This window comes from Actinobacillus vicugnae, assembly GCF_901687125.1.
GTDB classification, from domain to species: Bacteria; Pseudomonadota; Gammaproteobacteria; order Enterobacterales; family Pasteurellaceae; genus Actinobacillus; species Actinobacillus vicugnae.
In genome coordinates, this window is record NZ_CABFJY010000033.1 from 42,196 (window position 1) to 59,471 (window position 17,276).

The window sequence follows — 17,276 nt, forward strand, 5'->3', positions numbered from 1 at the left end:
CATTTTAGAGGAGCACCTATGGAACCAATAATTCTGAACGGTTACCACACACTTATTGTTGCTACACTCGTTCTTTTAATCGGACGTTTTTTAGTTGGTAAAATCAAATTTCTACAAGATTTCAATATCCCTGAAGCCGTAGCTGGCGGTTTAGTTGCAGCAACCATCATTTTTGGCCTCTACCACTGGGCTGATATTTCCTTTCAATTTGAAAAAAGTTTACAAAATGCATTTATGTTAGCTTTTTTTGCTTCGGTAGGCTTATCTGCTGATTTCTCTCGTCTAAAACAAGGTGGTATGCCACTCGTTATTTTCCTTATCATCGTGGGTGTATTCATTATTGTCCAAAATGCGGTGGGCGTTGGTTTAGCAACAGTATTAGGCTTAGATCCAGTAGTTGGTTTAATCACAGGTTCAATCACTTTAACGGGCGGTCATGGTACAGGTGCTGCATGGGCGAAAATATTCTCTGAACAGTATGGCATCAGTGGCATTATGGAAATGGCAATGGCATCAGCAACCTTCGGTTTAGTTGCTGGTGGTTTGATTGGTGGTCCTGTTGCGCGTCGCTTAGTAAATAAAATGAAAAAAGACCGCAAACAACATAGCAAAAAAGTTGATGCTTCTGCGGAACAGTACGATGATAGCACCTTTGAAGATGCTGATAGCGTACGTTTTATTACCGCAAGCTCAACCATTGAAACCATGGCATTATTTGCAGCCTGTTTAGCGTTTTCATCAGTAATGGCAAATTACTTCCCAGATCTTGGTTTACCACAATTCGTATGGGCATTGGGCTTCGGTGTAATTTTACGTAACGTACTCACCGCAGTATTTAAATTTGATATGTTTGACCGAGCTATCGACGTATTCGGCAATGCTTCATTAAGCCTCTTCTTAGCTATGGCATTAATGAGTATCAAATTATGGGAATTAGCTGGTTTAGCAGGCCCAATGTTAATTATCCTAATCGTACAAACTATCGTGATGATTTTATACGGCTATTTTGTAACATATCGTGTCATGGGCAAAGACTACGATGCGGCAATTTTAACTGCGGGTCACTGTGGTTTTGGTTTAGGTGCAACGCCAACAGCTGTGGCAAATATGCAATCTGTCACTGAAACCTTCGGTCCTTCACACAAAGCCTTCTTAATCGTACCGCTTGTTGGTGCATTCTTTGTTGATCTTCTCAACTTAGGTGTAATTACTTCATTTATTGAATTATTACGTTAATCAGATAAAACTAAGGGCGCTGTTATCAGCGCCCTTTTTATTAATGGTAAGTTTGACTAAATTTTTGATAGGCTTTTAAGAAATTTTCAAAATCTTCTAAACCACAAAACGCAATGCTTTCTTGATCGTAAAATTGAAAACCATCTTCCATTTGTGATTCATCAACAGCATCATCTAAATTATTCGCTTTGACCATCACTTCATCACAATCAAATACTAAGCTATATTCTCTACCCTCAAACACACATTCGTAATGATTCGGATAAGCTGCTCGACATTTATCTAACTCAGTTAAAATCTTCACAATTTCTTGTGGATTCTCTGCGATTTCAGTATTTAACCAACGAGCAAAAGCTTCGTGATCCATTGAACACTTCGCTACCACGCCATGAATTGAGTGGGTAAATTGATATTCCATTGCAAACTCCTTGAATGGGTGAATTTGCTCCTATTATAACGGAAAACAAGCGGTTAAATTTACAAAATTTTTTGCATATTTGCCTACTTGTTATATTAACCAAAAATTTGTTGCCAAATTTTGGCAACAAAGGCGCGCTCTTCAATAAATTCGGCTGCATTAACCACACTTGGGCTACGCAATAAATTCAGGTGATGAATACGGTTACGAATGACGGTATAGCAATGTTTGAGCTGTTCACCATCTTGTTCGGAAAGAATATGACATGCTACTGCCGAATCAAAAATACGTACATTATCCGACCAAATCGCCATTTGTGGGTATTGATTGGCATATTCCAAAACCAAACACTGCGCAATAAATTCAATATCGGTAATGCCACCTTTATCCTTTTTTAGATCAAAATGTGCGCTATCGGTTTTACTTAAATGTTGATACATTTTGTAGCGCATTTCGCAAATTTCTTGGCGTAATTGGCCACTTGTACGAGGCATTGATAAGGTTGCTCGGCGAATTCGCTCAAAGGCCTGCATCAATTCAGGCGATCCATATACACAACGGGTACGCACCAGCGCTTGTGATTCCCACGTCCATGCTTCGTTTTGTTGATAATACTCATAGGCTTTGAACGTGCTAACCAATAGCCCCGCTTCACCAGACGGACGTAAACGCATATCCACTTCATACAGTACGCCAGCGCTGGTGTTTAAGTTAAAAATCGAATTGATTTTTTGAGCTAATTTTAAATAGAACTGATGACTGGAGATCGATTTTCTCGCCCCTGTTGTTTCGCCACTTTCTGGTGCATTATGTAAAAAGACTAAATCTAAATCAGAATTATAGCCCAACTCAATTCCGCCTAATTTGCCATACGCAATTACTGCAAAGCCTTGTTCTGCCTCGGATAAATGCTCTGGCACACCAAAACGCTTCGACAATGATTTCCACGCCATATTTACCACTGCACCAATAATCGCTTCTGCCAAATATGTGAGGTGATCGCTAATTTTCATTACAGGCAATACGCCTAAAATGTCTGCGGCTGCAATGCGTAGAATGTGGCTTTGTTTAAACTGGCGCAAGGCATCAATTAAAGCTTCTTCATCTTGTTCTGGAATACGAATCAAATACTCATTTAATGCGATTTTGTATTGGTCTAATTCAATAACCTGTGTCAGGCTATTTTGAATAATCAGCTCATCTAACAGCATTGGGTAGCGCGAAATTTGCTCGGCAATCATAATTGATTGACTAGACAGAGTAATGAGAAGCGGTAGAATTTGCTCTCGTTCTTGCAAAAGCTCCAGATAAGTAGTGCGCATTGTGATTTTATCCACAATATTCAGTAAACGAGGTAACACCACCAAATAGTCACTTCGTTCGCATACCATATCCAAAATTTTTGGCATTAAACGGCGTAGCACATTGCGTCCTCGCACACCAATTGGGCGTTTTACCCAATCTTGGAAAGTACAAGAAAGCTGGTGAAAAATCTCGTGATAATCAGCCTCTGCTACTGGATACTCTTTTAGCACTGTAGCTAAATCTTCTTCAGTGATTTGATAATGTAGAATATCCTGCCAAACCGCCAATTTTTCATTGAGTGGCGAATCCTCATCCTGATCTTCTTCACCGATAATCTGATTAAATATCGCTCGTACATTTTTTTGATGTTGTTCCAACACATTCAAAAAATCTTGCCATGTATCAATCTGGTACTTGATAACAATCGGTTGATTTTGCTGATCTTGTTGCAAATAAGTTTGGCAGGCAAATATAATCCGCTTACGATCTTGCTCATCAGTCGGCAAAGTTTGGGTTTGTTTATCATCAATCGCTTGCAGTACATTTTCGACTTGGCGGTGAAATAAATATGCATTGCGCAATTGCTTAATTTGTTGCTCACTCAATAATTTTAATTCTGCAAGATGAGGCAATACACGCAATAAACTGCGCTCTTGTAAAATTTTATCTCGCCCACCACGCACCATTTGGAAGGTTTGCACAATAAATTCGATTTCTCGAATACCGCCTGCGCCTAATTTAATATTATCGGTGAGATTACGGCGCACCACTTCTCGGCTGATTTTTTGCTTCATTTCTCGCAGTGATTGGATCGCACTAAAATCCAAATAGCGACGATATATAAACGGACGCAACATTTGGCGTAAATAACGGTGATTCAAATTATTCGGATCTTCCCCCAAAATTTTGGCTTTGATCATCGCATAGCGCTCCCAATCACGCCCCTGTTCTTGGTAGTAATCTTCCATTGCAGCAAAACTCAGCACTAATGCACCACTATCGCCAAATGGACGCAAACGCATATCAGTGCGATACACAAAGCCGTCTAAAGTGATTTCATCCAATGCTTTAATCAAACGTTGCCCCAAACGCATAAAAAATTTACTATTTTCAATCGGCTTTCGACCACCTACGGTTTCACCTGCATCAGGATAGGTAAAAATTAAATCAATATCAGAAGAAAAATTCAGCTCTCGTCCGCCTAATTTCCCCATTCCCAAAATAAGTAACTCTTGCTCTTCACCTAATGAATTTACTGGCGTGCCATACTCTTCGCAGCAACGCACAAATAGCCAATCTCTCGCCGCAATAATCAAGGCTTCCGCCAAATCCGATAAGCGTTCAAATACAAATTCAACCGTGGTAAGTTTATTTGATTGCAAAAAGCTTAGCGTTGCCATTTCTCGATGACGAAATAAGCGCATACAACGAGCTAATTCATCTTCGTTTTTCACCTTTTCAAGCAAAGCTTTTAAACGCTGATGATACTCCGCACAATCAGCTTCCATTGGTGGCGTTTGTTGCCAAAGGATCAACAGTTCTGGTTGTTTTTGTAAAGTTTGTTTAACAAAATTGGATAATGCAACAGCCGTAACAAGCTGTTGATTTTTGTTAGAAATTTGCAATGTGGAGATAGGGATTTGGAAGGACATTATATTTATCTCTATTGTAGATAATAAATTTAATTTTATAGTTCAACTAACGTATCACTCAGAAAATCTGTAAAAATCAATTATAAACAAAAGCATAAAACAATAACTTTTATTATAACTATTTATTTTTATTTAGCTTTTTGTAACAAAAAAAATAAAAATAAACAACAAAGTAAGCCAAGACTACACAAAATAAATTAGTTACTTTATCTTTCTTTATCTCATAATAGTTCATTTCTCCATACCCATACTCATTCGGATAAAATAGAAAGCTAACAAAATCATATATAAAAATCAAACAAACTAAAAATAAAGATATTGAAATAAAGAACCTTCTCTCTCTAAAAAATCTATAAGTAAAAAAAACAACAAAAAAAATACTAATAACTATCCAACCCTCTAAAAATAAATTTAAAGTGAAATTCATATATAACACCTCCACATTTATTTTTTAACACATGATTCATGTTGTATAAATATCTATAGCATTATTACCTCATAAAGGATGCTTTACCTTACGGATCCCATATTTAGTATCACACGTTGCACTAATATCATTATAATTTACAACTAAAAATATTTTTTCCATCGGATATTTATGTAGAGCTGTTTCTAATACTTCAAAGAAACTATCATTATTTTTCCATAGATCTATGCACCTGCACTTCCAGCCTCTGGACCACCATGAATAAAGAAATTATCACGTTTAATGAGATTATCTTGCTTATATATTCTAACTCTAGCACTTCCCCAAGCATAATATCCACCAGGAAATTTACTTATCTTAACACCTGCTATTGTGGTAACTATACTAAGATCAACCATAACTTTATCTATCATCGATAAATTAGCCATTTTTTGGATTTGAGTTGTTTTAATAAAATAATTCCCTTCAGGTATAGGACCAATATTGGCTAATTTCTGCCGTTCTTTTGAATAGTCAAAAAGAAAACGAACTTCTCCATTTTCAGTATATTCTATTGGTCTTCCTGAAACAGCTGGAAAAATAATAATCTCATTATCTATAAATAGTTTTAATTCTATGCCATTAAAATATAGCTTAATTTTTCTAGAAATAGTAATACTTTCTATTTGTTTAGTGGTATCATCTGTTGTTCTCCCTATACTTATATCTTTATTATTACCTATCATTTATATTACTCCCAATCGAAAGCTTCTTTTTCATTAATATGCAAATGAATTTTAACTTTGCTTTCATCCTCTGTATAAAATATAGGAGTCATCCCATTTTCATTCGTCATTCCTTTTTTTAATCCTTCTGGCAATAATACTGAAAAAGCTGTATTTGCGTACGGATTACCATCGTCATCAATAAAATGAAATTGAATTTTATAATTTTTTTCTTTATTAAGTATAATATCTTCTGCAAATAAAGAATCTATACTATAGTGCTCATCTCCATCCACCCAAACCAAGTTCTGCGAGCCGATTAAAATCGCACCACAGGAAATTCTCATTCCTTCTAAGGCTACACCTTTGCCATTGCTTGTCATTTTGGATGATCCCTCAATAATCGGAAAATTTCCGTTACATTTTGGGCAAGTAACTAAATCACCTTCTAAAGAAATGTTATTTCCCGATATACTCATTCCATGAGAACCTTGAATAACGATTCCGCCGTGCGTAGTTTTATCTCCAACAATTATTGCTCTACGACTCGCCATATTTATTCCTATTACATATTAATAAAATTATGCTGAATTATTATTTTGACTACGAAGATACCTCTCTTAAACGTTCATAGCATTTAAAATAGATAAAAATTAGATTCTATTTTTGAAACCTAAAATACTTTTTTAAATGGTTTGATAATGACATCGCCATATACACCTGCTTCTACATACGGATCTTCCGACGCCCAAACTTGCGCATCTGCTAATGACTCAAACTCAGCAATCACTGTAGAGCCTGTTACGCCAGTGCCGTCTTCTGTGGGATTAGGACCTGCAATTAATAAACGCCCTTCTGCTTGCAATTTTTCTAAACGAGCTAAATGTGCTGGGCGAACCTCCAAACGTTTTTCAAGTGTGTTTGGGTTATCTTGTGCAAAAATAACGTAGTACATAATTTTCTCCAATAATTGCTATTTTAGTTTTCATCATTAATAAGGCGCTGTTCCAAAATTGCCAACGCTTCATCTAATTCGGGGTTATTTTCACGAGGAATCGCGCGAGATTTACCCTCTTTATCTACTGCAACATAGGTAAACAGCGCTTCAGTTACACGGAAACGCTCACGTGCACCTTCATAAACTTGCTTGATAAACACTTCCACTTTCACTTGCATAGAAGAACGTCCAACTTTAACTAAAGTGCCGTAGCAACAAACCACATCACCTACAGAGATTGGTAGGTGGAAAATCATTTTATCAACGGTTACCGTCACCACTCGCCCTTTTGCCAACTCTTTTGCCAAAATTGCGCCACCTAAATCCATTTGAGACATAATCCAGCCACCAAAAATATCACCATTTGCATTGGTATCGGATGGCATTGCAAGCGTGCGTAAAATTAGCTTGCCTTCTGGCTCTTTATCATAAGGTTTATTTTTGCTCATTGGTATTCTCCAAATTTTTAAGGTAAGGATAGAGATATGCGCCTGTTGCGATTGCGGCTGCTAAGCTCAATCCTGTAAAGCCAAAGGTTTTAAATGTTGCCCAAACGTCATCAGAAAAATAAGTGCTAATCACAATATTAAGCAACATACAAACAATAAAAAAACCTGCCCAACCTAAGTTGAGATTATTCCAAACATTCACAGGGAGTTTTAATTCTTTGCCTAATAGTAATTGAATCAACGGCTTTTTAAACACAAATTGGCTCACTAATAACACCAACGCAAATAAGCCGTTAATAATGGTAACTTTCCATTTTAAGAAATTTAAATCATTAAAATAAGCGGTCAAAATGCCGAAGAAAATTACAAAAATGCCCACAATCCACTGCGATTTTTCAACTTTTTGATAAAGCACACGCAATGCGATTAATTGCACTATTGTCGCAATCACTAACGTGATCGCTGCTTGCTGAACACCATATAATTTATACACGGCAAAAAATAAAATCAGTGGAATAAATTCTAATAATTGCTTCATGTTCTGCCCTTTTATTGACGATATGCTTGATAAAAACGGAAGCTAAATACAGTAATAAATAAAGAGAAAAACGAACTCAGCAATACTGAAATGATCACGCCAATCTCGCCTTTTAGTAACACACTTAAAAATGACATCAAAATTTGTGGTACAAAATAAGCAATGATACAAAATAGCACTAATGCGATACCTTTGCCTCGACTTAATTGCCAAGTAAAACGGATACTCTCTTTTACGCTCGGTAACTCTTCCACTAAATAGGCATAAACAGCTAAACACAATTTAATAAACAAAAACGCCCCACTCACAATAAGTGGAAAAGCAACGAGTTCTAAGCCATTTCCAGATTGTCTTGCAAACACAAAAAAAGCAATCCCCACCGAAATCGGTAAAACCATAATGACATTCAACCAAATAACAGAGAATAATTTGCTCGCCGCACTAGAGATATGCTGAAAGAAATGCTTAAAACTGCCATCATTAATCGCTTTAATATTCAAAATTAACAAAGCAGTAATAAAAATATTAGCAACACCCATAAACATCAAAGGAAACAGGCCTGATAAAGTTATGTTTTGAGAGTTTGTACCACCTAATGGGATAAGAACTAGATTAGTAAATTGCAATGCACTAAATAAAATGATGGCAATTAACGAGAATTGCGTTTGATTACGGATAAAATTCCAACTATCTTGTAGTAAGTCTGGAAATTTAATTGGCATTTATCGTTCCTTCTATAACTGTAAAAAAATTGTTGCAAAGTATAGCAACTGTTCGCTATTACTGCATTAAAATCTGTACATTTTCGCTAGAGAAAACTTATGCTATGCTGTTTTTATTATTTTTTGCACTAAATCACACTTATGAATATGACTCTTCAAGCAGGGCAACGTTATCTTAACACCTACCCCAATAAAAAAAAGCTCGGGCTGTTTATGCCTGATTATCGGTTAATTCGTTTGGTAAAATTAGCCTCTCGTTTTATGCCTGCTTTCGCCTGTTTTTCCATTTTATGGCAATACTTTTTTGCAGATCCAAGCCAATCTATTCTTGCCAATGCCATTATCACTGCATTATTTGCGCTAAGTTTGCCATATCAAGGCTTATATTGGCTGGGTAAACGTGCTAGCTCGCCACTTCCGCTTTCGTTATTGGGTTGGTATCAAGAATTAAAACAAAAATTGATTAATGAAAATAAAAAAGTCGAAGATCAAGCAATGCCCTCTTATCAAGATTTTGCGAACTTACTGCAACTAGCCGAACAAACTTGGGGCGATGCATATTTTGATAAACTCTAATTTGCAAAAAAATGCTAAAATTAGACCGCTTGTCCGTGCATGAAAGCTTGCAAAAAATGTGGAAATCTTTAGTATGGCGGACTTCATTTTTATTCGTACACCCAAAAATTTCGAAATTATGTAGCAAATGCACAAAAGTGCGAATTTGTTTCAATAAAGATGTAGAGGCAAATTGCATTCGCACCTACAACAAAATGCCTGTGTAACTGCTACATAATACCGAAAAATTTACTTAATTACCTAGTATTATGAACCAAGAGACTCAATCAGCTACTCTCCAACAAGAAAAAAAACTTGCCTATAATTTTAACAAATTACAAAAACGTTTACGTCGCAATGTGGGCAATGCGATTGCTGATTTCAACATGATTGAAGAAGGCGATAAAGTAATGGTTTGCTTATCTGGTGGGAAAGATAGCTACACGTTATTAGATATTCTGCTCAATCTAAAATTAAGTGCACCAATTCATTTTGATATTGTGGCGGTAAATTTAGACCAAAAACAACCTGGTTTCCCAGAACATATTTTGCCTGAATACTTAGCATCTATTGGGGTAGAATACAAAATCGTTGAAGAAAATACTTACGGTATCGTAAAAGAAAAAATTCCTGAAGGAAAAACCACTTGCTCACTCTGCTCACGCTTACGCCGTGGGATTTTATATCGCACTGCAACCGAGCTTGGCGCAACAAAAATTGCACTGGGTCATCACCGCGATGATATGTTAGAAACACTCTTTTTAAATATGTTTTACGGCGGTAAGTTAAAATCAATGCCACCAAAACTGATTTCAGATGACGGTAAGCAAATTGTGATTCGCCCGTTGGCTTATTGCAAAGAAAAGGACATTGAAAAATATTCACAAGCGAAGCAATTCCCGATCATCCCTTGTAATCTGTGTGGATCACAACCTAACTTACAGCGCCAAGTGGTAAAAGAAATGCTTCAAACTTGGGATCGCCAATACCCAGGGCGTATTGAAACCATGTTTAGCGCAATGCAGAACATTACTCTCTCGCATCTTTGCGATCCGACATTATTTGATTTCAAAGGGCTAAAACGAGGTCAAATGTTAGAGGGTGTAGAAGGTGATATTGCTTTTGATAAAGCCGAGCTCCCAACTCAGCCTCCTCTGATTCAAGATGAAGACGAGCAAATTGATTACAGCGAAAACGGTATGATTCAATTTAAAGAAGTTCAATAAAAACAAAGAGCAAACTTTCGGGTTTGCTCTTTTCGTTTACAAGCGGTCAAATTTAACTGCTTTTTTGCATTTAAGCGGTGGCTAGTTTACGTCTCGCAAGGTTTTTATAAATGCCCATTGCAGAAATTGAAATCCAAAAAACCTCAATCACAAACGAACCTAAATTAAAATGTACACACAAGCTAAGAATCAATAACACAGCACCAATGCCATTTAAAATATTATATGACAAAGATGTTGGTTTCCAGCGTTCACTCACGACAAACCAAAATGCCAATACTACACACGCCATACCAATAAAACCGACAATATGCGCCGAAGTATTTACCAGCTCTAGCTGTGATGCGTCAAGCGCATCAAAATTCAACATACCACTCATTTTTTTCCTCCGTTTTCTTATTGAATTTGTAGCACAAATTCCCCTCCATTTTGGCAAGAGGGAGTCGGAGTATACCCCAGTTTTTCGTGGTGTAAAATTAAAAATTCCCTGCCCAAACCACCATAATTTGGTCATTTTGATAGCTTCGGCTGAAAGCAAAATACCGCTCATTAGATGTAATCGTTTGCTCCCCTTTTCCCACCGCAATGTGATTTTTTCTGAAATTGGCAAGGATTTGCCAGTGCGATTTTAGCGCTTGATTTGTTTGCTTATTTTTTAAACTATCCCAATTCATATCTGAACGTGTCCCTTGAATAGGATCCGAGCCAGTCGAACCAAATTCACGTCCGCTTTCATCACCATAAAAGATTTGCACTGCACCAGGTGCTAGCATTAATAAATTTGCAGCGGTCTTTTGTTTATTAAAATCTCGCTCGCTATCTGAATGAAAAAATAAACGTGTATCGTGTGAAGAAAGGTAGCTCAACATATTAAAATCGGTGAGTTTTTCACTCATTTTCTGATAAGTCGGCTCAATATTGGCAAAACAAGCTAAACTTTGTTTCGCTTGATCTTGAAAGTCAAAATTTAGCATTGCATCAAAACCATGTTGGAAATAATCGCTTTTAATCACAGTATGCCCCCAAGCCTCGCCCACCATCCAAAATTTATCATTAAATTGCTGTTGTGGATTATGCGCTTGCCATTCTTGCAACGCTTTTTCTGCCGACTGTTTTAACGCCAGCCAACTATTTTTTTCAACATGCTTTGCTGTATCAACTCGAAAGCCGTCCACCCCATATTTTCTCACCCAATCCGAAAGCCAACCAATTAAGTAATCTGCAACCGTTGTATTTTCACGCTCGATGGCATTGGTATGCTTATTTGCAAAAAATTGCGGTAATTTAACCGCTTGTTGTGCCTCGGTTTTTAAATCCGGCAACGATGCCAATGACATACGCAAATCATCAAATTTAGGGCTGTCATAATCGCCTAAATCCGAACGTACCCAATCTTTGCCCCACCATTTTGCCCAAGCATTTTTATCGGAAAAATTGATAAAGTTATTAAATGAATGCCAATTTTGCCCTGATTTTGGCGTCCAATTCGTCCATTTTTCACCTAAAGTTTGCTGAATTTCATCGCCTTTTAAATGAAGTGAACCAAAGCCAAACTCTTGCATATCCGCCAGTGTCGCATAACCTGTATGGTTCATCACAATATCAAAAATGACCCGAATGCCTCGTTGGTGAGCTTGTTCAATTAAATGTTGTAGCTCTTGTTCTGAGCCCATATTGGCATCAATTTTTGTCCAATCTTGATGATAATAACCATGGTAGGCATAATGTGGAAAATCTCCCTTTTCTCCGCCCCCAACCCAACCGTGAATTTGCTCTAAGGGCGAACTAATCCATAACACATTCACACCAAGCTCCTGCAAATAATCCAGTTTTTGCGTAAGCCCCTTCAAATCACCGCCATGAAATGTACCGATTTCTTGCATGCCGTCATTTCGTCTACCATAACTATGATCATTGCTTGGATCGCCATTATAAAAACGATCGGTAAGCACAAAATAAACCGTTGCATTGTGCCAATCAAATTCTACACTCGTTCGAGTCACGGCTCTCTCTAATAGTAATAAACCGTTTGAGCCTGGCGCTGGTTGTAAACGAATTTTGCCATTTATCACCTGAGCAATTTGCCCTGAATAAGCATCTCGAATGTTTTCACCTTCTTTAAAGGTATTTTTTACGTCAATTTCGACCGTTTGCCCGTCCCAAACAGGACAAATTTTCGGCTTCGTTTCCGCAGTTTGTTCGATACTTAAACGTAAGGTTGGTGTGCCACTTCTTAAATCAATTTGTACGTGATAATTACCGTCACGAAACACTCGAAATTGTGGAATGTTTGCGCTACAAGGCACTAAAGAAATAGTTTGATTTAGCTTAATCGCTGATTGAGATTGAAAACACTTTTGCGCCACCTGAAAAGTGAGTGGATAAACACCCTTCTTCAACATTTGCGTGGCTTGTAATTGTAAATCTTCTGTTTGTATTAATTCTGGAAATAATTCACTTTGCCAATTATTGGCGAAAGCGTTTGGTAACGGTAACCCCAGTGCAGAACAAAACGCCCAAGTACAAAAATTTTTGACTAAATGCATAAAGCCTCCCGATAAATAAATTAGACGCGATACAATATAATGTTAAAAATTAAGTCAAAAAACCTCCCCATTCCAAAAGCTAAAGTAGGAGGAAAAGGGCGTAAAAATGCCCAAAAGACAACCGCTTTAAAGGCAAGTTCCATTATTTTGTTTATTCTGTAAAAAAATACTCGACAACTGTATTTTTTCCGTTACATTAAAAGCTTATTTTTCTATTACAAAAGGGTAAAACACAATGTTCTCTAACGAAGTTGTTATCTCAATTATCGTATTGCTTGGTTTGAGCTTGCTCAGAATCAATGTGGTAATTGCGCTAATTATTGCCGCATTAACCTGTGGGGTGATCGGTTTTTATGGGGTTGATGGAATGAGCCTATTTGAAGCGCTCACAAAAACCATTGAAAAATTTACAGGCGGTTTAGGCGGTGGCGCTGAAACTGCAATGAATTATGCCGTACTCGGCGCATTTGCTGTTGCACTCTCAAAATCAGGAGTAACAGATTTACTTGCCTATAAAGTGATTTCTGCATTTGGTTCTCGCCCTTCTGGACGCTCAGTTTTTTGGTTTAAATATATTGTTTTATTTGTATTAACCGCCTTTGCAATTTCATCACAAAACTTAATTCCAATTCATATTGCGTTTATTCCGATTGTAGTTCCGCCTCTTTTAAGTGTGATGAATCAATTAAAAATTGACCGCCGTGCGGTAGCTTGCGCTTTAACTTTCGGTTTAACCGCAACTTATATGTTAATTCCAGCGGGTTTCGGTCAAATTTTTATTGAAAGCGTTTTGGTAAAAAATATTAACCATGCAGGACAAGCATTTAATTTAGTTGCAACCACACCAGAAATGACTAAAGCAATGGCAATCCCTGTATCGGGTATGATTTTAGGTTTACTTTTTGCATTTTTTGTTTCCTACCGTAAGCCTCGTACTTATATAGAAAACGTGAAAGAGCCAACCGCTGATGAAGTTGCTGCTCGTGTAGCGAAAGTAAAACCATTCCAGATTGGCGTGAGTATTGTTGCGATTCTTACGACTTGTTCTGTGCAATTAGCGACAAACTCAACCGTAATGGGAGGGCTAGTAGGGTTAATTATTTTTGCATTAGGCGGTGTGTTTAAATTAAAACAAACTAACGATTTATTCCAAGACGGCTTACGTCTAATGGCAATGATTGGTTTTGTAATGATTGCAGCATCTGGCTTTGCAAGTGTTGTCAATGCAACAGGTGGCGTACCTGAATTAGTAGAAGCGTTAAGAGACTCAATTCAAAGCAAAGAAATGGCAGCATTATTGATGTTAGTGGTTGGTTTATTTATCACCATGGGAATTGGTTCTTCATTCTCAACAGTGCCAATTATTACTTCAATTTATGTACCACTTTGTGTTTCATTTGGTTTTTCACCGTTAGCTACCATGGCTATTGTAGGTGTTGCAGCAGCACTGGGCGACGCAGGTTCACCTGCTTCAGACTCAACTTTAGGTCCAACATCGGGCTTAAACGCAGACGGCAAACACGACCATATTTGGGATTCAGTTGTACCTACTTTTTTACACTTTAACATTCCATTATTAATGTTCGGCTGGATTGCAGCAATGACACTTTAATTTTTATTTACGCCACGGATAATGCAAATTTTTGCGGAAAAATGACCGCTTATTTGTATTATCCGTGGTTTCTATTTGGGTTTAATTATGAAATTTATTTCTTTTAATATTAATGGGTTACGCGCTCGTCCTCATCAGTTAGAAGCGCTCATTGAAAAACATCAGCCCGATATTATCGGCTTACAAGAAATTAAAGTAGCCGATGAAGATTTTCCGTGGGATTTAGTGAATCATTTAGGCTATCACGTGTTTCACCACGGTCAAAAAGGCCATTATGGAGTGGCACTGTTAACCAAAAAACAACCGCTTGCAGTGCGTAAAGGCTTCCCAACAGATAGTGCAGATGCTCAAAAACGGATGATTATGGCGGATATTGAAACAGAATTTGGTGTACTGACTGTGCTAAATGGCTATTTTCCACAAGGAGAAAATCGCGCGCATGAAACCAAATTCCCTGCAAAACAAAAATTCTATGCTGATTTGCAAAACTATTTAGACAGCGAACTTTCACCTGAAAAGCCTATAGTGATTATGGGAGATATGAATATCAGCCCAACTGATTTAGATATTGGTATCGGTGAGCCAAATCGTAAACGCTGGTTGCGTGATGGCAAATGCTCTTTCTTACCTGAAGAACGTGAATGGTTAGATCGTTTATATCATTATGGTTTAGTTGATACTTTTCGTGCAATGAATCCAGAAGCATCGGATAAATTCTCGTGGTTTGATTACCGTTCAAAAGGATTTGATGATAATCGAGGATTACGCATTGACTTAGTACTTGCCTCAAAACAATTAGCAGAGCGCTGTGTAGAAACAGGAATTGATTTAGAAATCCGAGCAATGGAAAAACCTTCTGATCATGCCCCTGTTTGGGCAGTATTTAAATAACCACAAGCGGTCAAATTTACTGGATTTTTTGCAAATTCTCCGTGAAATTTGACCGCTTGCTTTTTTAGCTTTTTGGTAATAACTCCCAAAATGCCTTGATAATGGGTTCTTGTAATCGTTTTTCTTGCACACAAATGCCTAGCTCGAATGGCGATATTGGTGCGGGCAATTTTAGATAGGAAATCTGATTATTCATTGGGCTGTGCTTAATCACCACATCGGGCAATAATGCCACGCCACAACCTAACGCTACCATCGGTACAATCGCCTCATGGCCTGTAACCGTGGCATAAATATGCGGCTCTTTGATTTTTTGCTCTTTGAACCAACGGTCAATCCGCTTTCGAACAGGCCCATCAACAGGCAGAATAAACGGTACATTTTGCCAATCAATTGGCTGTTGCTGTAAACATTGCGTTGCCATGCAAGCTACGCGAGGCGCAATCACCGAAAGATGAATATCATCAATATAATGAAAAACAACACTATTTGGTAAATGCTCGGGTTTACCCGTTAAAGAAATATCTGCTTCAAAAGCATGTACCGTATTCACTGCTTGGGCAGGATCCCCCGTGCTAAGTTTAATTTCTACCTTAGGATAAGCTTGTCGAAAACGCTCTAAAATTTGCGGCAAATGACTATATGCTGCCGTTACCGAACAAAATACTTTCAGTTCCCCTTCTAATTCTCCCTGGGTAGGTGAAAGCTGACGCTGTAGTTGTTGCCATTCCGACCAACTTTGTGTTGCAAAAATCAGAAATTTTTCGCCCGCTTCTGTTAAACGTACCTGGCGATTATCTCTAATCAATAACGGTTGCCCCAATTCCTCTTCAATGCGTTGAATATGGCGCGTGAGGGTCGAAGCGCTCATATAATTATTTTCAGCCGAACGAATAAAACTGCGTGTTTGGGCAATATCTAAAAACAATTTAAGTGATTGGAATTCCATTTAGTTGACCCATTCAGTTTTGATCTGACTAAAATCTAACTCATTAACACTTTGCTGAAAACGTAAAATATGCGTTTCCGCCTGATTATTCGGGTGCCAGTGAATAAAATTTTGCTGATCCGAGCTATAAAAACCAATAATTTTCTTAGATAGCCCTGAAGCGATATGCACCGTCGAAGTATCGGGAGAAATTAAAACATCTGCATGGCGAATTAATTCAATTGTATCAAACACCGTTTTAGTATTTTCATACACAAAAACATGTTCAAATTGGCTCGCAAGCTGTTTTAGTTTTGCAGTTACTTCAGGAAAAGTGAGTAAAACAATAGGTTTCACGCTATGTTTTCTCAAATAAGTAAGCAGTTCTATAATTTTACTATCGCTAAAACGACGTGCCGAACCTGCTCCGAATAAGTTTAGCGCGATAAAATGGTTAAGCTGATTTTCCGCTAAATAAGTGTTAATTGCGTTAGCGCTTGCTTGATTTTGTGGCACTTCATAGCTGGTATCAATATTGCTAAACCCCGCCAGTTCTAGCGCTTGTTTATAGATCTGTGCAAAATGCTGTTGCTCATTTTTAACATTTAAACTAAACAACTTATAGTGTGACTTTTCATAGCCGATATAGCATTTCGCCTTAATTGTTCGTAAAAATAATAAATCTCTATTCCGCAACGTTACGGTAGGATCAATCAATAGATCATATTGTTCACGTGCCAATTGTTGGCCGCATTGAAGATAATCCGCAATGCTTTTGGTTTTCACTAAATATAATTGATCTATATAAGGGTTATCCTCAAATAAATAAGCATTTTTATACGAACACACTACGCCAATATGAATTTCAGGAGATTGCTTTTTGATCTCTCGAAACACAAATGAACTGACGATATAATCGCCAATTTTTCCATCTTGACGGAGGAATAGGATTTTTTTTAGTGGAAAAGGTTTGCTGCTGGCAGGATTTTTGATCTTTTTATCTAAAAACAGCTTACCTAACGATAATCTAATCTTTCTTAACATTGCTTTCATATTCATTTTTACATACC

17 protein-coding genes are annotated in these 17,276 nt (G+C 37.4%); 5 read left to right on the forward strand and 12 right to left on the reverse strand.

Going from position 1 to position 17,276, the window contains the following annotated elements:
- Positions 1–18: 18 nt before the first annotated feature.
- Entirely contained in the window at positions 19–1,236 is a 1,218-nt protein-coding gene (gene gltS, locus F8M47_RS07495) for a sodium/glutamate symporter (protein ID WP_150539501.1), read from the forward strand.
- A gap of 40 nt (positions 1,237–1,276) precedes the next feature.
- Here the strand turns inward: gltS and F8M47_RS07500 are convergent, their stop codons facing one another.
- The 8 genes from F8M47_RS07500 to F8M47_RS07535 all read right to left on the reverse strand — a co-directional run bounded on the left by F8M47_RS07500 (position 1,277) and on the right by F8M47_RS07535 (position 8,448).
- Positions 1,277–1,654 carry a YacL family protein gene (locus F8M47_RS07500; RefSeq protein WP_150539502.1) on the reverse strand — a complete coding sequence of 126 codons (378 nt, stop codon included), beginning with the start codon at positions 1,652–1,654 and terminating at the stop codon, positions 1,277–1,279.
- A gap of 95 nt (positions 1,655–1,749) precedes the next feature.
- Positions 1,750–4,611: a bifunctional [glutamate--ammonia ligase]-adenylyl-L-tyrosine phosphorylase/[glutamate--ammonia-ligase] adenylyltransferase gene (gene glnE / locus F8M47_RS07505; RefSeq protein ID WP_150539503.1), complete on the reverse strand. Its 2,862-nt coding sequence runs from the start codon at positions 4,609–4,611 to the stop codon at positions 1,750–1,752.
- Between the two features lie 651 nt (positions 4,612–5,262).
- Positions 5,263–5,763 carry a hypothetical protein gene (locus F8M47_RS07510; protein WP_244298091.1) on the reverse strand — a complete coding sequence of 167 codons (501 nt, stop codon included), beginning with the start codon at positions 5,761–5,763 and terminating at the stop codon, positions 5,263–5,265.
- A gap of 5 nt (positions 5,764–5,768) precedes the next feature.
- Positions 5,769–6,296, reverse strand: a complete 528-nt coding sequence (locus F8M47_RS07515) for a PAAR domain-containing protein (RefSeq protein ID WP_150539504.1) — start codon at positions 6,294–6,296, stop codon at positions 5,769–5,771.
- Between the two features lie 119 nt (positions 6,297–6,415).
- Positions 6,416–6,697 (reverse strand): YciI family protein, encoded by a 282-nt coding sequence (locus F8M47_RS07520; RefSeq protein ID WP_150539505.1) that lies wholly within the window; start codon positions 6,695–6,697, stop codon positions 6,416–6,418.
- A 23-nt stretch (positions 6,698–6,720) separates the two neighbouring features.
- Entirely contained in the window at positions 6,721–7,188 is a 468-nt protein-coding gene (gene yciA, locus F8M47_RS07525; protein WP_150539506.1) for an acyl-CoA thioester hydrolase YciA, read from the reverse strand.
- Positions 7,175–7,726, reverse strand: a complete 552-nt coding sequence (locus F8M47_RS07530) for a septation protein A (RefSeq protein WP_150539507.1) — start codon at positions 7,724–7,726, stop codon at positions 7,175–7,177. Before F8M47_RS07530 ends, yciA begins: the two co-directional genes overlap by 14 nt.
- Before the next feature lie 11 nt (positions 7,727–7,737).
- Complete coding sequence (locus F8M47_RS07535; RefSeq protein WP_150539508.1) at positions 7,738–8,448, reverse strand: hypothetical protein; 711 nt, start codon at positions 8,446–8,448, stop codon at positions 7,738–7,740.
- Between the two features lie 141 nt (positions 8,449–8,589).
- Between F8M47_RS07535 and yfbV the strand changes: the two genes are divergently transcribed.
- Both yfbV and ttcA read left to right on the forward strand, forming a co-directional pair.
- The gene (gene yfbV / locus F8M47_RS07540) at positions 8,590–9,024 is read left to right on the forward strand and encodes a terminus macrodomain insulation protein YfbV (RefSeq protein ID WP_150539509.1); all 435 of its coding nucleotides are present in this window, start codon (positions 8,590–8,592) and stop codon (positions 9,022–9,024) included.
- 248 nt (positions 9,025–9,272) lie between these two features.
- A complete protein-coding gene (gene ttcA / locus F8M47_RS07545) occupies positions 9,273–10,229 on the forward strand; it encodes a tRNA 2-thiocytidine(32) synthetase TtcA (protein WP_150539510.1) in 957 nt (318 codons plus the stop codon).
- Between the two features lie 70 nt (positions 10,230–10,299).
- On the opposite strand, the gene F8M47_RS07550 is transcribed toward ttcA, so the two are convergent.
- Positions 10,300–10,608: a CBU_0592 family membrane protein gene (locus tag F8M47_RS07550; RefSeq protein WP_150539511.1), complete on the reverse strand. Its 309-nt coding sequence runs from the start codon at positions 10,606–10,608 to the stop codon at positions 10,300–10,302.
- A gap of 97 nt (positions 10,609–10,705) precedes the next feature.
- Positions 10,706–12,775, reverse strand: coding sequence for an alpha-amylase (locus tag F8M47_RS07555; RefSeq protein WP_150539512.1), 2,070 nt, complete (start codon positions 12,773–12,775; stop codon positions 10,706–10,708).
- Positions 12,776–13,010: 235 nt separating this feature from the next.
- Between F8M47_RS07555 and F8M47_RS07560 the strand changes: the two genes are divergently transcribed.
- Complete coding sequence (locus F8M47_RS07560) at positions 13,011–14,387, forward strand: Na+/H+ antiporter family protein (RefSeq protein ID WP_150539513.1); 1,377 nt, start codon at positions 13,011–13,013, stop codon at positions 14,385–14,387.
- Between the two features lie 87 nt (positions 14,388–14,474).
- Entirely contained in the window at positions 14,475–15,278 is an 804-nt protein-coding gene (gene xthA / locus F8M47_RS07565) for an exodeoxyribonuclease III (protein WP_150539514.1), read from the forward strand.
- Positions 15,279–15,342: 64 nt separating this feature from the next.
- On the opposite strand, the gene ilvY is transcribed toward xthA, so the two are convergent.
- Positions 15,343–16,227: an HTH-type transcriptional activator IlvY gene (ilvY, locus tag F8M47_RS07570; RefSeq protein WP_150539515.1), complete on the reverse strand. Its 885-nt coding sequence runs from the start codon at positions 16,225–16,227 to the stop codon at positions 15,343–15,345.
- Entirely contained in the window at positions 16,228–17,265 is a 1,038-nt protein-coding gene (locus F8M47_RS07575; RefSeq protein ID WP_150539516.1) for a glycosyltransferase family 9 protein, read from the reverse strand. It lies immediately after the preceding gene.
- Positions 17,266–17,276: the final 11 nt, after the last annotated feature.

Coding starts and splice junctions, on each gene's coding strand:
- gltS (WP_150539501.1), top strand. CDS start 19: ATGGAACCAATAATTCTGAACGGTTACCACACACTTATTGTTGCTACA.
- F8M47_RS07500 (WP_150539502.1), bottom strand. CDS start 1,654: ATGGAATATCAATTTACCCACTCAATTCATGGCGTGGTAGCGAAGTGT.
- glnE (WP_150539503.1), bottom strand. CDS start 4,611: ATGTCCTTCCAAATCCCTATCTCCACATTGCAAATTTCTAACAAAAAT.
- F8M47_RS07510 (WP_244298091.1), bottom strand. CDS start 5,763: ATGATAGGTAATAATAAAGATATAAGTATAGGGAGAACAACAGATGAT.
- F8M47_RS07515 (WP_150539504.1), bottom strand. CDS start 6,296: ATGGCGAGTCGTAGAGCAATAATTGTTGGAGATAAAACTACGCACGGC.
- F8M47_RS07520 (WP_150539505.1), bottom strand. CDS start 6,697: ATGTACTACGTTATTTTTGCACAAGATAACCCAAACACACTTGAAAAA.
- yciA (WP_150539506.1), bottom strand. CDS start 7,188: ATGAGCAAAAATAAACCTTATGATAAAGAGCCAGAAGGCAAGCTAATT.
- F8M47_RS07530 (WP_150539507.1), bottom strand. CDS start 7,726: ATGAAGCAATTATTAGAATTTATTCCACTGATTTTATTTTTTGCCGTG.
- F8M47_RS07535 (WP_150539508.1), bottom strand. CDS start 8,448: ATGCCAATTAAATTTCCAGACTTACTACAAGATAGTTGGAATTTTATC.
- yfbV (WP_150539509.1), top strand. CDS start 8,590: ATGAATATGACTCTTCAAGCAGGGCAACGTTATCTTAACACCTACCCC.
- ttcA (WP_150539510.1), top strand. CDS start 9,273: ATGAACCAAGAGACTCAATCAGCTACTCTCCAACAAGAAAAAAAACTT.
- F8M47_RS07550 (WP_150539511.1), bottom strand. CDS start 10,608: ATGAGTGGTATGTTGAATTTTGATGCGCTTGACGCATCACAGCTAGAG.
- F8M47_RS07555 (WP_150539512.1), bottom strand. CDS start 12,775: ATGCATTTAGTCAAAAATTTTTGTACTTGGGCGTTTTGTTCTGCACTG.
- F8M47_RS07560 (WP_150539513.1), top strand. CDS start 13,011: ATGTTCTCTAACGAAGTTGTTATCTCAATTATCGTATTGCTTGGTTTG.
- xthA (WP_150539514.1), top strand. CDS start 14,475: ATGAAATTTATTTCTTTTAATATTAATGGGTTACGCGCTCGTCCTCAT.
- ilvY (WP_150539515.1), bottom strand. CDS start 16,227: ATGGAATTCCAATCACTTAAATTGTTTTTAGATATTGCCCAAACACGC.
- F8M47_RS07575 (WP_150539516.1), bottom strand. CDS start 17,265: ATGAATATGAAAGCAATGTTAAGAAAGATTAGATTATCGTTAGGTAAG.